This window comes from Mesorhizobium sp. Pch-S (genome assembly GCF_004136315.1).
In the GTDB taxonomy this organism is placed as follows: domain Bacteria; phylum Pseudomonadota; class Alphaproteobacteria; order Rhizobiales; family Rhizobiaceae; genus Mesorhizobium.
In genome coordinates, this window is sequence record NZ_CP029562.1 from 4989748 (window position 1) to 5004359 (window position 14612).

At 61.8% G+C, this 14612-nt stretch carries 10 protein-coding genes; 3 read left to right on the forward strand and 7 right to left on the reverse strand.

The window, feature by feature from the left end; translation table 11 throughout:
* Nucleotides 1–29: 29 nt before the first annotated feature.
* A complete protein-coding gene (locus tag C1M53_RS23340; RefSeq protein ID WP_129414406.1) occupies nucleotides 30–3785 on the reverse strand; it encodes an autotransporter domain-containing protein in 3756 nt (1251 codons plus the stop codon).
* A gap of 174 nt (nucleotides 3786–3959) precedes the next feature.
* Here C1M53_RS23340 and C1M53_RS23345 point away from each other — a divergent pair, with 174 nt between their 5' ends.
* Entirely contained in the window at nucleotides 3960–4748 is a 789-nt protein-coding gene (locus C1M53_RS23345; protein WP_129414407.1) for a DeoR/GlpR family DNA-binding transcription regulator, read from the forward strand.
* A 140-nt stretch (nucleotides 4749–4888) separates the two neighbouring features.
* On the opposite strand, the gene ugpC is transcribed toward C1M53_RS23345, so the two are convergent.
* The 6 genes from ugpC to C1M53_RS23375 form a co-directional block, all read right to left on the reverse strand.
* Nucleotides 4889–5971 (reverse strand): sn-glycerol-3-phosphate ABC transporter ATP-binding protein UgpC, encoded by a 1083-nt coding sequence (gene ugpC / locus C1M53_RS23350; protein WP_129414408.1) that lies wholly within the window; start codon nucleotides 5969–5971, stop codon nucleotides 4889–4891.
* A gap of 2 nt (nucleotides 5972–5973) precedes the next feature.
* Nucleotides 5974–7020 carry an NAD(P)-dependent alcohol dehydrogenase gene (locus tag C1M53_RS23355; protein WP_129414409.1) on the reverse strand — a complete coding sequence of 349 codons (1047 nt, stop codon included), beginning with the start codon at nucleotides 7018–7020 and terminating at the stop codon, nucleotides 5974–5976.
* A gap of 15 nt (nucleotides 7021–7035) precedes the next feature.
* Nucleotides 7036–7845 carry a carbohydrate ABC transporter permease gene (locus C1M53_RS23360; protein WP_129414410.1) on the reverse strand — a complete coding sequence of 270 codons (810 nt, stop codon included), beginning with the start codon at nucleotides 7843–7845 and terminating at the stop codon, nucleotides 7036–7038.
* Nucleotides 7842–8705, reverse strand: a complete 864-nt coding sequence (locus C1M53_RS23365) for a sugar ABC transporter permease (RefSeq protein ID WP_129414411.1) — start codon at nucleotides 8703–8705, stop codon at nucleotides 7842–7844. Before C1M53_RS23365 ends, C1M53_RS23360 begins: the two co-directional genes overlap by 4 nt.
* 86 nt (nucleotides 8706–8791) lie before the next feature.
* Nucleotides 8792–10063, reverse strand: coding sequence for an extracellular solute-binding protein (locus C1M53_RS23370; protein WP_129414412.1), 1272 nt, complete (start codon nucleotides 10061–10063; stop codon nucleotides 8792–8794).
* Nucleotides 10064–10283: 220 nt separating this feature from the next.
* Nucleotides 10284–11174 (reverse strand): AraC family transcriptional regulator, encoded by an 891-nt coding sequence (locus C1M53_RS23375; RefSeq protein ID WP_129414413.1) that lies wholly within the window; start codon nucleotides 11172–11174, stop codon nucleotides 10284–10286.
* Nucleotides 11175–11404: 230 nt separating this feature from the next.
* Here C1M53_RS23375 and C1M53_RS23380 point away from each other — a divergent pair, with 230 nt between their 5' ends.
* Entirely contained in the window at nucleotides 11405–12271 is an 867-nt protein-coding gene (locus C1M53_RS23380) for an AraC family transcriptional regulator (RefSeq protein WP_165358221.1), read from the forward strand.
* A gap of 159 nt (nucleotides 12272–12430) precedes the next feature.
* A complete protein-coding gene (locus tag C1M53_RS23385; RefSeq protein ID WP_129414415.1) occupies nucleotides 12431–14608 on the forward strand; it encodes a TonB-dependent siderophore receptor in 2178 nt (725 codons plus the stop codon).
* The last annotated feature ends 4 nt before the right edge of the window (nucleotides 14609–14612 follow it).

The window sequence follows — 14612 nt, forward strand, 5'->3', positions numbered from 1 at the left end:
CGGATGGGCCGGCCCTGAGCCTTCCTGGTTCAGAACTTCACGCTGAGCCTTGCGTCGACGCCATTGGTCGACGACCCGGAGCCGAACTCGCCATTGTAGGAGATGCCGATGGTGGCGTTGTCGGTCACCTTCATGTCGAGGCCGGTCTGCAGCACGAAGGTGTTCCTGGCGATCGGCACACCGGTCACCGTGAACAGGCTGGAACCGGCAAAGCCGACCTTCGAGAACGGCGTGGTATCACCGAAGGCATGCTTCCAGCCGACCGTGCCGTTAGCCGATGCCGCGACCGAGCCGAGCATGAAGTCGGTCGAGGCACGCAGGCCGAGCGTGGAGAAGGTGGTGTTGGTGGTCTGCGCCTCGGCGCTGAGGGCCGCCGCACCACCCTTTTCGGTGAAGCCGTCGGTGTGCAGGCTGACATGGGCGAGGTTGACGAACGGCTCGAAGGCAGCACCGGCCGCATCGAGGCGATAGCCCAGTTCACCGAAGGCCTGGAAGGCACCGGCATCATAGTCGGCCGACAGCCCGTCGTTGAAGCCGCGGAAGGAGACGGTGCGACCGGTCTCGATGTTGCTCCAGGTGTAGGACAGCCCGGTGCGCAGGGCCAGCGCACCCCAGCGCGTGCCGCCATAGAGGCCAAGGTGATAGTTGTCGCTGTCGCCGGACGACGAGCGGTCCTTGGCATCGAAGGAGGTGCGGCTGTAGCCGGCGAGCACACCGACGCGCCAGGCTTCTGCAAGCTCGGTGTCGATGCCGGTGATGAAGCCGCCGGTCGACTGCTTCATGCGGGACGCATTGCCGTCGCCGTCGATGCTGCTCCAGGCACCGAAGACCTGGCCCCAGGCCGCGGTCTTGGCGGTGGTCGCAGCTTCGATGTCCTTGCCGTCGGGACCATAGGCCATGACCGGCAGCGAGGCTGCGGCGACATCGCCGAAGGCGGCACGGACGCGGTCATTGGCTGCATTGCGCACATATTGCGAGGAGTTGATCAGCGCGGTCGCACCCGATGCATGCACCTCGCCAGACAGCTGCTCGAAGGCCGCACGTGCCTCCTGCGCGCTGGTCTGCCAGACGACCGCATCATAGACCGGGTTACCGCCTCCGAGTGCCTGGGTGGCGGCGGCCGCAGCCTGCTGGTTGGCCGTCGTGCCGACGGTCGGAAACGCCACGGCATTGCGGGCAATGTCCAGGTAGACATTCTTCGGATCATAGGCGAGACCGAGGTCGATGAAGGGCATGTCCTGGGTCAGCGCGGCGAACGAACCGGTGACACCGCCATCCGCGGTCAGGATGGTGTAGCGGCGGCCGGGTTCATAGTTGCCGGACGCCTTGGTCAGGTTGACCGCCGCGCCCGCGATGGTGGCGGTACCGCTCGCGACCAACCGATCAGAGGCACCAGAGGGATCGATCTCCAGTTCGTAGACCGAGCCGGCGGCGAGGGTGAGATTGCCGGTCACGGAAAGCGTGCCGATCGAGTTGCCCGGTGCCACCGAAGCCCCGTTGGCCACCACGAGACCACCGATGCTGCCCCTGCCGGCGAGCGTGGAGCCGGCGGTGACGGAAACACTTCCCGCCAGCCGCGCGTCTGCGTGGCCGTCGTCGCCGATGACCATGCCGCCGCCATTGACCTGCGTCAGGCCGGCATAGGTGTTCTGGCCGTTCAGGACCAGGATGCCCTTACCCGTCTTGACGAGGCCACCGGTACCTTCGATGACCCCGGCGAAAGAGCTGTTGTTGGCCTGATCGACGCTGAGCGAGGCCTTGCCGAGGTCCAGGATACCGCCGCGGCCGGACAGGGAAGACATCGACAGATCGAAGTCGTTGAGATCCAGCCTGCCCGCATTGACTGCGTAGACGGTGCCGCTGACAAAGGCACCGGCGGTTCCCGCCTTGAGGACGCCACCTTCGACAACGGTCCCGCCTGTGTAGCTGTTGGTGCTGGCGAGCACGAGCGTTCCGGCGCCTCGCTTGGTCAGGCTGCCTTGCCCCGATATTGCCTGGTCGATGGTGAGGGCATTGCCGGCATCGGCAATATCGATCCAGCCATTCTGTTCGAGTACGAGGGAACGATTGAGCTCGTTCATCGCCTGGCCGGCGATCCGCAGGCCGCCATTGGCCAGCCGAAGCCTGGCCGCCGGGCCGCCGAGGGCGGCATCCTCATCGACAATGACGGTTCCGCCATCGGTCACCAGCGTTTCGCCGATGAAGGAATGGTCGTCGATGCAGTATTCCTTGATCGCCTGGCCGAAGCGGGCATCCTTGCTGCTGCAATCCAGCAGCGTCTTCTTCTCGGCGAGCGTCAGGCCGGTAAGGATCGGATTGCCGTCGGCATCGGCGATCTGGCCGAGATAGATGTCGTTGCGGTTGTTATTGCGCGTCAGGTAGAATTCCTTATTGCGGCCCTCGAAATTGTAGGCCTCCGAGCCCCAGACAAGCCGGGTCCTGGTTGTGCCGCCATCGTCGTAGCTCTGCAGTTGCGGCCCCACCCAGCGCAGTTCCTGTGCGACCGGCTCATGGTCGGAAAACGAATTGCCGTTCGGCAGTTGCGCTTTCTTGGCCAGATTGCCCGAATATGCGCCGGTGTCGGCGATCTCGGTCCATTTGGCGAAGGGACGCGACATCATCACGTGGTCGATGGTGACGCGATCCCAGCTCACCCAGGTGTTGGTCTTGTCCTCGCCGTCGCTTGTCCAGGTCGCGCGCTCGTCTCCGACCCGGCTCGGCTGGAACAGCTCGCGGTTCCGCTCCAGCTGGAAGAGCTGATATTGTTTCTTCAGCACATTCATCGTCACCGGCAGGTTGGCGGTAACCGGATAGGTTTCGTCGGCGAAGTTCAGCCCTTTCGACGCCATGTCCTTTGCGACGATTTCTTCCCACTGCCGCCAGGTCATCTGCGAGATGCTGGTGATGCCGGGAAACTCCGACCGGTGGCTGTTGAAGTAGCTGGTGATGACGTTGCGGTACTTTGCCTGGCCGTTACCCTCGACCATTCGCATGTCATTGAAATAGTTGGTGAAGGCCGTCTCCTGGCCCTGCGGCACATATTGCTGGGCAAGGGTTTTCCAAAGCGTACTGGCTCCGGTGTCGACGATGGTGCGCGCAAACAGCGTTGCTTGCTGTTCGGCACGGTGCAGACCGCGCTCGGAGACATCGCCGGCGTTGAAATCGCCGAGGATCACGGTCGGGATCGAGGTGCCGGCAGCGGCGGCGTTGAGATCCTTGGCCTGCTTCAGACGGTTGGTCGGCTCGTCATAGTAGTTCATGTGGACGCTGTTGACGACGGTATCGGGAAAGCCGTTGCCCGGGCTGATGCGCACGACGTCGCCGGGCAGATTGGTGAAGGGAACCGTGGAGAAGATGCTGCCGTTGCCTTTGCCACCTTCGTCGGGATTCTTTTGAGCGGGGAGGAAACCGGGCTGCTTGCGCGGCACGAGGTTCATCGCGTCGATCGTGTTCTGCGAGAAGGCATCGACAAGGTTCAGGCCGTTGGCGACCTTGTTGTTGTTGTTCAATTCGGGAAGGACGAACACGTCGGGGGCGGCGTTGCGGATCAGCTCCTTCATGGCATCGGCGAAGACGAACTTGCCTGCCGCTTTCTGGATCGGGTCCCACATCTTGGAATCCTGCCCGACATTCCAGATGTTGAATGCCATGAACTTGACGGAATGGTTGTTGGCCTGAGCCAGCGCCGGAGACCACGCTGCCGCGGTGGCCAAGGTGACGACGCTGGCCGTAAGGCCGAGGCGTGACATCGCGCTTCTGTTGCCTGCACCTATGTTGCTACGCATGAACGGTCCCCTCTAGCTAAAATGTTACTTTTCCAACATTAGTCTCCGGGTATGTCAGTTTGACAACATTACACATCAGTCGTGTTGGTTTGACAACATTCCAGTTTTGGATGTCTTGAGTTGTCTCCGATCGAGGCTCACAACACCGGCCGGGGAGTGGGGCACGAGATTCGGATGAGCGTTGAAACGACAGCGGGAGAGGGAAGCGGCAAGAAGGAGAGCCGGCAGGCATTCCTTCTGCGCTATATCCAGCAGAACCATTACATCTCGATCGACGAGATCACGCGCCTGTTTTCGGTGACGACACAGACCGCCCGGCGCGATGTCATGGCGCTAGAGCAGATGGGGAGGGTCAGGCGGCTGCACGGTGGTGCTGCCACCATAACGGCGATCGACCCCATAGCGCTGCGGCAAAGGCGGACGGAAAACGCCGCGCAGAAGGCCAAGGTGGCGGCGATCGTCGCAGACCTTGTCCCCGACGGGGCAGCCATTTTCATCGATACCGGAACGACCTGCGAAGCGGTGGCGGTGGCGTTGATGTCTCGGCGCGATTTGCGGGTCGTCACCTACAGCCTGCGGGTCGCGACCATCCTGAGCGAAAACTCCAGTTTCTCCATAGCCGTACCCGGCGGGTTCGTCCGCCCCGTCGACGGTGGCGTGTTCCAGGAGGATACGGCCGACTATGTTCGCCGCTTCAAGTTCGACCTGGCCATCATTTCGGTCAGCGGCATCGATGACGACGGCGACATCTGCGACGACGATCATGCCGAGGTGGCGGTCGTTTCCGCGGCATTGGCGCAATCCGGGCGCAAGATCCTGGCTGTCGACTCGAGCAAGTTCGGCAGGCGTGCGCTGGTCAGGCTCGGCTCGTTGCGCGATGTCGATATCCTGGTCACCGACTCCCTGCCGCAGACCCCGCTGCTTGGCAAAGTGCGCGCCAGCGGGGTCGAAGTTCATACCTGAACAGGTCTTTGGCACGACAGGCGTAGCGCGCCATGCGTTTCATTGGCCAGAGCATTTTGTAGCCCAATGGAATCGCTTGGCATTACAAAAATGAAGCGAAAACAGAAGCTTATAGCGTTTCCGCGAAAAACGGAAACGCTCTAGGCGCGCAAGGTCTCGCCGCTTGCCTGGTCGAAAAGATGCAGGCGCTCTTCCGGCGCGGTCAAGGTGACTTCGTCACCGACACGGATGCGTGCTGCCGACGGAACGATCGCGGTCACTTCTCCGGAGCCGAACGGTACCGAAATCAGTGCGTCGTTGCCGTGGAACTCGGCGAGCGCCACCTTGCCGGAAAATGTGATCGCGGCGTCGGTTTTGCTGCCGAGCGAGAAGTCCGCGGGGCGGATGCCGAGCACGGCCCGCATGCCGTCCTTCAGCCGGAACGCGTGGCCCGAAACCGCGAAATCATGCTCCGCGACTTCCAGCCGCCAGCCGTCCGTCTTTCTTACGGTGACATCCAGGAAGTTCATGGCCGGCGTGCCGATGAAACCGGCAACGAACTGCGTGCGCGGACGCTCGTAGATCTCCTCCGGGGTTGCCACCTGCTCGATCTGCCCGGATCGCATCAGCACGATGCGGTCCGCCAGGGTCATGGCTTCCAGCTGGTCGTGGGTCACATAGACGGTCGTCGTCTTCAGGCTCTGGTGCAGCTTTGCGATTTCCACGCGCATGTGGTTGCGCAGCTTGGCATCCAGATTGGACAGAGGCTCGTCGAACAGGAACACCTTTGGCGTCTTGATCATCGCCCTGGCTATCGCCACACGCTGCTGCTGTCCGCCTGACAGTTCGGAGGGCTTGCGGTTCAGGTAGGGGCCGAGGCCGAGCGTAGCCGAGACGGATCCCACACGCCGCTCGATCTCGTTGAAGGGTACCTTCAGTCGCCTCAGGCCGAATGCGATGTTGTCGAAGATCGTCATGTGCGGATAAAGCGCGTAGTTCTGGAAGACCATGGCGATGCCGCGCTCGCGCGGCTCCACCTCATTGACGACGCGCCCGTCGATGCTGAGTTCGCCGCTACTGATCTGCTCCAGCCCGGCGAGCATGCGCAGCAAGGTCGATTTTCCGCAGCCCGACGGCCCGAGGAAGACGACGAACTCGTGGTCGTTGATCTCCAGGTCGAAGTCCTGGATGACGGAAGTTGAACCGTATGCCTTGGCAATGTGGGAACAGACGATGGCCGACATTGCTAGGTCCTCTCTTCGTTCATGCGGATCTGCAGTTTGACGTCGCTGGGCAGGCCGCGGGCAGCGCGTTCGAATGCGAGAATGCTTCGCGCGAAATCGAACGTCTCGGTGATCAGCGGCTTCAGGTCGACCTTGCCGGAGGCGATCAACTGCAGGGCCCGTTCAAAGATGTTGGCGTAGCGGAACACGGTCTCGATCCGAACTTCCTTGGAAATCGCCGCCGGCACGTCGACGGCCACTGGATCGACGGGCAGTCCCACCAGGACGATTGCGCCCCCTGGCCGGACCGGCCGGAAGAGATCGCTGAAAGCCTTGGGGTTGCCGCTTGCCTCGAAGACGATGTCGACGCCCCATCCATCCGTCTCGGCTGAGACGATGTCGGCGAGCGTGCCATGGTTCAGGTCGACAGGAACGATACCGGGGTAGCGTCCGGCGATCTCCAGTTTCGGCGCGCTGAAGTCGCTGACATAGACCTTGCTGCAGCCTCCGGCCAGGGCAGCAAGCGCCACCATGATGCCGATCGGCCCGCAGCCGATCACCGCGGCGATGTCGCCGGGAACGATACGGGCCCGCGATGCCGCCTGCATGCCGATGGCGAATGGCTCGACCATGGCGCCTTCGGCGAACGAGACCTGGTCGGGCAGCCTGTAGGTGAAGGCTGCGGGATGGACCACCTGCGGTCGCAACACGCCGTGAATGGGAGGCGTCGCCCAGAAGGTGACGTCGGGATCGACATTGTAGATGCCAAGCTTGCTTGCCCGTGATGAAAGGTTGGGCACGCCGGGCTCCATGCAGACCCGGTCTCCGACTTTCAGGCTGGTCACCTCGGCTCCGGTCTCGATGACGACACCGGCGGCTTCGTGGCCGAGCACCATGGGGCCGCGAACGACATAGTCTCCAATCCGGCCATGGGTGTAATAATGGACGTCCGAGCCGCAGACGCCGACGGTGTGAATTGCGATCCGCACGTCCTGCGGACCGAGTTTCTCCGGCACGTCGATCTCACGGAGTGCGAGCTGGTTCATCTTTTCCAGGACGAGGGCTTTCATGGCGGAGCTTTCAGATCAGGATTTCTTGCGGAATGCGGAGTTCAGGAACCCGCTCAGCACGCCGAGGAACAGCAGCGGAGGCAGGGAGAGCAGCACGACGGACGCATTGAGGATGCCCCAGGGCACGTTCATGCCCTGCTGGGAAAGTTCCGAGGCGACGATCGGCAAAGTCTTGGCATTGCCGCTGGAAAGCATCAGCGCGATCAGGAACTCATTCCAGACCAGCACGAAGCTGAAGGCGATCGCGCCGACCAGCGCGCGGGAAGCGACCGGCAGGGACACACGGAAGAATACCGCATAAGGTCCGTAGCCATCGACAAAGGCGGCCTCCTCGATCTCTGGCGGAATGCGCTGGAATGCAGGGATCGCCAGCCACATCGTCACCGAAATGGTGAGCAGCGAATAGGTGATGGTCAGCGCGAGCAGCGTGTCGTAGAGGCCGAGCTGCAGCCAGATGACCATCAGCGGGATCGCCACCGCCACCGGTGGCAGGAAGCGCAGCGACAGCACGAAGAACTGGATGTCTGCCGACCATCGGTTGGGATAGCGCGCAACGGCATAGGCTGCCGGCAAGCCGAGCACGAGGCCGATGACGACCGCGCTGCCGCAGGCGATAATCGAGTTCGTCAGGCCGGCCAGAACACTGTTGCGTTCCAGGATGTAGACGACATTGTCCAGGGTTGGCGTGAACAGGAGTTTCGGCACCCTGGTGATGATGTCGACATTGTTCTTGAGCGCATTGAGCCCGGTCCAGAACAGCGGAAACACGGCCAGGAATGCCGCGAACGCGAGCACAAGCCGTGCGAGCAGACGTCCAGGGCTCATCGTTGCACCCGCTTCCACAACACCGTGAAGGTGACGCTCGTGACGATCATCATGATCACCGCCATCGACGAGGCGTAGGAGACCTTGCCGGCCTCGATGAAGCCTTGCGAGAACGCATACATATCCAGCGTTTCGGTCGCCACGCCGGGACCGCCGCGCGTCATTACATAGATCAGGTCGAATGAGCGCAGCGATTCGATCATCTTGACGAACATCAGGCTGATCAGCGGCGCCTTGAGCATCGGCAGCGCGACATAGGCCTGGATCTGCCACGGGCGCGCATAGTCGAGGCGAGCCGCTTCCAGCGGCTGGGGAGGCAGGGTCTCTAGCAGTTTGAGCACGATGACCGAGAAGAACAGCCCCCATTGCCAGACATCGACGGCGGCCACGGCAAACAGGGCGGTCGAGGCATCCGAGAGCGGATCGAAGATCCGGCCGGTCAATGCGCGATAGGGATAGGTGGCGATGCCATAGAGCGGATGGAAAGCGAATTTCCAGACGAATGCCGCCGATACCCTGGGTAGCAGCACGGGAACGATGAACAGGATGCACAGCAGGTTGCGGGTACGCGCCGATGTGTTCTCGAACATCAGTATGCCAAGCCCGATGGCCACGACCATCGTCGCCACGACGGTGACGACTTCCCACTTGAACGAGACCCACAGCGAATTCAGGAATCGCGCGTCCGAGAAGAGCGCCGTGAAGTTGGCGAACCAGACGAAGCTGTGCGTCGTCGAACTGAGCTCCCGGTTCTGCAGGGAGATCAGGATGGCGTAGACGGTCGGCACCATCGCCAGGATGAGCAGTATCACCATGGTGGGTACCAGAAACGCAGTGGGTAGCGACGATCGCTTCAGCATCACTCGACCTCAGGGTAATCGGATCAGGTCACGGTGCGGCCGCTGGCGGGGGAGGTTGCCAGGGCCGCACCGCAAGCGCGAGCAAGCTATTTCTTGATCAGCTCGTCCGCGTATGCCTTGAGTTCATCGAGGCTGCCCTTGACGTCGGTGCGGGTGCCGTTGACCAGTTCCTCCAGCAGGATGCCCCAGCGATCGCCGAGGTCCGGCCAGCGGCGGTCCTGCCAGAAGTTCACCGCAGTCACATTTCCGGTGTCGGCCATCGCCTTGCCGAGATCGGCGCCATAGATGTCGGCGAACTCCTTGCTGGAGAGGATGCTGGTGCGGTTGAGTTCGCCGAACTGATGCTCGTCGAGCCGGCGTTTCTCGTTTTCCTTGGACGTTGCCCAGGCGATGAACAATCCGGCGCACCGCTTGGAAGCCTCGTCAGCATTGGCCTTGGCCGCGATGGCGAGGCCGTGGCCATAACCGCCGCCGGGCAGGGGCGATGGCGGCGGCAGGAAACCGACCTTGCCGATCACCTGCGAGTATTTCGGATCGGTGGCCATGCCAGCTAGCGGTGTGGACTCGACCAGCAGCGCCACCTGGCCAGCCAGGAACGCACCGGTGGACTCGTCCCAACTGCCGGTCTGGGTGCCCGGAGGCGAATATTTGAACAGTTTGAGGTAGGTGTCGGTGGCCTTGAGCGCTGCCTCGGAATCGAAAACCGGCTTGTCGCCGTCGAACCAGGCGCCTCCATAGGCCTTGAAATACGGCATCCAGCGCCAGACGTTGGCGCCCGAGCCGCGTGCCCCGCGCAGGGCGATGCCGTAGACCCCCTTGTCGGGATCGTTGAGTTTCTCGACCGCGGCCATGAGTTCGTCGAGCGTCTTCGGGGGCTGCACGCCGGCTGCTTCGAGCAGGTCCTTGCGATAGACCATCAGGTCGCCGCCACCGGTGAGGGGCGCGAACCAGACCTTGTCGGCAACGGTCGCGACCTTCTGCCGGCCGGGATCGAAATCGGCATAGTCGTAGTCTTCCGGATAGTAGTCCGTAAGGGGTACGATCCAGCCGGATGACGAGAACAACGCCACATTGGCTTCGTCGACATAATAGACATTGTAGTTGCCGACAGTGGATGCATCGGCGCGCGACTTTGCACGGCGGTCGTTCTCGTTGAGATAATCGATCTGGAACGTGGTGCCGCTGAGGTTCTTGAATTCGTCTTCGTATTTCTCGAGGAGAGTCAGTCCGTCGCGCGGTTGTGCCAGTACCTTGATGGGCTTTTCGCAGGATTTCTCCTGAGCGGCGACCACAGTCGAAGTCGCCGTCAGAAAAAGACAAGCGTATGCGATGCTCGAAGCGAGCTTTTTCGAAGCCATATTTTCCTCCCAGGCAGATTGTATTTGGATGATGCCGCCCTCGATGGCATCTCCACTTGACGTCCCCCGATGCCGGATGTGACGCCGGTATGGATGCTAGCAGTTGCAGGCTCGCGCTCTAGCGCTCCTGCTGCATGATTCCTGTACTCTCATGCAGGATTGCCGCGCCTTTGGCACGTTTTTGCGTTGCAGCATGGATCAAAAGTCCGTTTACGCCTGATCATGCGTCGCGTTTCAGAAGGCGATGCGAAGCCATCTTGCGGTACTGGGAAGGCGTCATGTGATGCTGGCGCAGGAATGTCCGATTGAAGTTCGAGATGTTCATGTAGCCGACCTCGAAGCAGATCTCGGTAACGGGCATGTCGGACTGTGCCAGCAACTGGGTGGCTTTCCAGATGCGCAGCTTGTTGATGTGGTCGGTGAAGGTGTGGCCGCTGTTTCTCTTGAAGAAGCGGGAAAACGAGCTCTCGCTCATTCCGGCCAGCGCGGCCACATCGGGCAGGCGGATTTCTCGGCCGATATTCGCGAGGATGTGGGAGAACACCCGCTGCAGCGTGTCGGCCGAGCCGTATTCCAGGTCGGGCGAGAAGGTCTGCGACGACAGGACATGGTATTCGTCCGACCGTTGCAGCACGTCGAGCAGGCCGAGGAACGCGGAAAGCTTGGCGATGCCCGACAGCGTTTCCATGTCATGGATCATCCTGGTGGCGCGCTCGCGGGTGCCGGAATGGAAGCTGAGACCGCGCTCCGCCCTTTTCAGGAATTCCGTGCAGTTTCCCAGTTCAGGCAGCAGGGTGGCTGCATCGCGTAGCTTGTCCGGGTGGAACTGGATGACGATATCCCGGCCTTCGATGAGCTCGCCGGGCTGTACCTGCGTGACCCAGTCATGCGGAAGATTGCTGCCGACGACGGTGAGTTCGCCTGGGCCGAATTCGCCGATGTGATCACCGACCAGCAGCAGGCCCGACGCGTTGGTGATCAGATGGATCTCGATCTCGGGATGAAAGTTCCAGACATTCCGCACCCAGGGATAGTTGTCCTTGCGCCAGAGGAAGGTTTCGTCGGCGCTGGTGAGTACGTATTCGAATGAGGCCTGGCCGGCCAGTCGCATCGTCAGTTCCCGGTTCTCGACGTTGGCTGCTGCGTGTATTTCGGTGCCCCGTCATCCCTGACGGCGAAAAGGACTGTCGTCGTTTTGTGCCGCCCTTGTCCAGCCCGCACCCGCGTCGTGCAAATTCAATCAATGCTTGCCGTTAAAATATGAGTAATGTACTCATGAATCTTCGACAATCTCATCCCTGATGCCGAAGGATGGGGGCAGGTTTGAATTTCCGCCCAAAAATGCACGCCATGGTCCACGGCTTTGCCGTGGTCGACAATCTGAAATGGCGTGCCTGGGACGACGTGGTGGCCGATGTCTGGCGCGCCCATTGCGCGCAGGACGCGCAGGGCGACTATGTCTCGCCCGATCCGCGCCTTTTCGTCATGCTTGATCTGAACCCCGGAGGCGTCTTCGTGCTCGACCATCCGGGTGCCGGAACAGCCGGTCGTCATGACGCCGCCGAAACCATGAGCTACGTGCCGGCCGGCATGCCGATCAGTGGCCGCGGCGAGCGGTTGAGGCGCATCAAGCATCTCGATCTGCATTTTTCGGAAGCAGCGGTGACGCGGCGTTTCGGCCGGACTGTCGACCAGGGGCGCCTGTCGATGCCGCGTTTCCAGTTCAGTGATCCCCGGATGGGACCGCTGGCCCGGGCCATCGCCGACGAGTGCACCAACCCGGTCGCGATGCACGGTCTGTTCGGTGCCGGCTTGATCAATGCGCTACTGGCATTGCTTTTCGACATCCGGGGCGAGGAGGGGCAGCGCAGATCCGGCCTGTCGCGCAGCCAGTTGCGGCTGGTCACCGAGTTCATGGAAAACAACTGTTTCAGGCCGATCCGGCTCAGCGAACTGGCGGATCTGGTGCAATTGTCGGAAACGCATCTGAGCCACGCCTTCAAGGCCTCGACCGGGCTGCCGCCGCATCGCTGGCAGATGAAGGCGCGTATCCGCAAGGTTCAGGAAAAACTGCGCCGTGAATCGCTGACCTTGAGCGAGGTTGCGCTGGCAGCAGGGTTTTCCGATCAGGCCCATTTCACGCGCGTGTTCAAGGCGGTGGTCGGGCTGACGCCGGCCGAATGGCGCCGTAATGCCGCACACCAGTGACCGCCGTTCAGGCCGCCTGCTTTTCAGTCAGGAATCGACAATTCACCGCAAGAAGGTCCAAGCCACTGCAAGATAAGATGAGTTATTAACTCAACTTAATAGCTCAACTGAATTGAAAGCCTTTTCCTCGGCGAAAGGCGAAGTGGCGTGGGGGTCTGCATGGCACGTATTCAACTTACAATGCTCGGCGCTTCGGGTTTGGCGCTCATCGCCTCGCTGGGGCCGGTTCTTGCCCAGCAATCCACCCAACTGGAAAAGATCGTGCTCCAGGGCGAGGGCGGCGAACAAACGGGCGATCGTTCAGCTGCCGTCGGCAAGGTCAAGGGCGTCGTGGCCAAGGCCACCACGACCGGATCCAAGACCGCAACCGATATCAAGGAGATCCCGCAGTCTGTCTCCGTCATCGGCCGGGAGGAGATCGACGACCAGGGTGCACAGAAGGCCGACGAGGCGCTGCGTTATACCGCGGGCGTGTTCGCGCAGCCCTTCGGGCCGGACAGCGACACCAACTGGATGTTCATCCGCGGCTTCCAGGCAACGGCGACGGGAACCTACATGGATGGCCTGCAGCTGTTCAGCCATGCCTTCGGCGGGTTCTATGTCGATCCGTTCAGCCTCGAGCGCATCGAGGTGCTGAAGGGGCCGGCCTCCGTGCTCTACGGCGGCTCCAATCCGGGTGGCGTCATCAACTATGTCAGCAAGCGTCCCGATTTCGAGACACGGCGCTATGTCGAGACAGGCATCAACGATGCCGGCAACGCCTATCTCGGCGTCGATCTCGGCGGCATCTCGGACAACAAGGTGCTGAGCTACCGGGTGCTCGGCAAGGTCGCCGGCGGCAATACCTATTCCGATCTCCAGGACGGCTGGCGCGGCTTCATTTCGCCGAGCCTGACCTGGAAGCCGGACGAGCAGACCAGCCTCACCATCCTGGCCAACTACAGCCATATCGACGAGAACCACAATGGCGGCTCGTTCCTGCCCTACCAGGGCACCGTCGTCGACCGCATCGTCGGCGGGATCAACTATGGCCGCATCCCGCGCGACGCCAACTATACAGAGCCGGATGTCGATACCTACCAGCGCCGGCAGGGCTCGCTGGGCTATGAGTTCGAGCATACGTTCGACAGCGATTGGACCATCCGCTCCAACGCCCGCTTTGGCGCCGCCAATGTCAGGGAGATCAGCATCTATCCGAATGGCTGGGCAGGCCCGACAACGCTCGATCGTATCAATTTCGGCCACGACACCGATGTGACGACGTTCCTGCTCGACAACCAGGTCGAAGGCAAGTTCGACACCGGCGGCATCGAACACCGGTTGCTCGCGGGCATCGACTATAAATTCTACAACATCGACCAGGTGCAGTCGTCGGCGCTGTTCGGCACGACGCCGCCCATCGACGCCTTCAACCCGGTCTACGGCGTCGGGCTGACGCCAAGGGTCAGCTATCTCAACCAGGATCTCAGCCAGCAGCAGCTCGGCCTCTACGTTCAGGACCAGCTGCGCTTCGGCGGCGGCTGGATCGCCACCCTGAACGGCCGTTATGACCGCGGCTGGCTGAGCGTGCATGACCGGCCGAACTTCTATGCGCCGACGTTGGACGCCACCCAGAAGCGCAGCGACGGCTCCTTCTCCGGGCGGGCCGGTCTCGCCTATGAATTCGACAACGGGCTGACGCCCTATGTCAGCGTCGCCACCTTCTTCAATCCGCTCATCGGCACCAATGCCTCGGGCAAGCTGTTCGAGCCGGAAGACGGCATCCAGTATGAAGCCGGCATCAAATACGCGCCGACCTTCGTCGACGGCCTGTTCACGCTCTCGGTGTTTGATCTGACCCGTCGCAACGTGCAGTCCAATCTGACCCCCTTCACATATGTCCAGACCGGCGAGGTGCGATCGCGCGGCGTCGAACTGGAGGGCAAGGTCAATGTCACCGAGGATTTCAAGATCACGGCCGCGCTGACCGCCTACAACATCGAGGTCACCAAGGATGAGGACAGGACCATCATCGGCAAGCGGCCTTTCATCGTGCCGGAGGTGATGGCCTCGGCCAAGGCCGACTACACCTTCCGCGGCGGCTGGTATGACGGCATTTCCGTCGGCGGCGGCCTGCGTTATGTCGGCTCGTCCTGGGCCGACAACCAGAACACGCTGAAGGTGCCGGCGGCGACCCTGGTCGATCTGAAGCTCGGCTATGAGAAGGACAATTGGGGCATAGACCTCAATGTGACCAATGTGTTCGACAAGGCCTATGTGTCGAGCTGCCAGGGCGCCCTGGTCTGCAGCTACGGCGAGGGTCGCGCCTTCAAGCTGAAGGCACATACAAGCTGGTAGTCGC

Coding starts and splice junctions, on each gene's coding strand:
- C1M53_RS23360 (WP_129414410.1), bottom strand. CDS start 7,845: ATGAGCCCTGGACGTCTGCTCGCACGGCTTGTGCTCGCGTTCGCGGCA.
- C1M53_RS23375 (WP_129414413.1), bottom strand. CDS start 11,174: ATGCGACTGGCCGGCCAGGCCTCATTCGAATACGTACTCACCAGCGCC.
- C1M53_RS23345 (WP_129414407.1), top strand. CDS start 3,960: ATGAGCGTTGAAACGACAGCGGGAGAGGGAAGCGGCAAGAAGGAGAGC.
- C1M53_RS23355 (WP_129414409.1), bottom strand. CDS start 7,020: ATGAAAGCCCTCGTCCTGGAAAAGATGAACCAGCTCGCACTCCGTGAG.
- C1M53_RS23380 (WP_165358221.1), top strand. CDS start 11,405: ATGCACGCCATGGTCCACGGCTTTGCCGTGGTCGACAATCTGAAATGG.
- C1M53_RS23340 (WP_129414406.1), bottom strand. CDS start 3,785: ATGCGTAGCAACATAGGTGCAGGCAACAGAAGCGCGATGTCACGCCTC.
- C1M53_RS23370 (WP_129414412.1), bottom strand. CDS start 10,063: ATGGCTTCGAAAAAGCTCGCTTCGAGCATCGCATACGCTTGTCTTTTT.
- C1M53_RS23365 (WP_129414411.1), bottom strand. CDS start 8,705: ATGCTGAAGCGATCGTCGCTACCCACTGCGTTTCTGGTACCCACCATG.
- C1M53_RS23385 (WP_129414415.1), top strand. CDS start 12,431: ATGGCACGTATTCAACTTACAATGCTCGGCGCTTCGGGTTTGGCGCTC.
- ugpC (WP_129414408.1), bottom strand. CDS start 5,971: ATGTCGGCCATCGTCTGTTCCCACATTGCCAAGGCATACGGTTCAACT.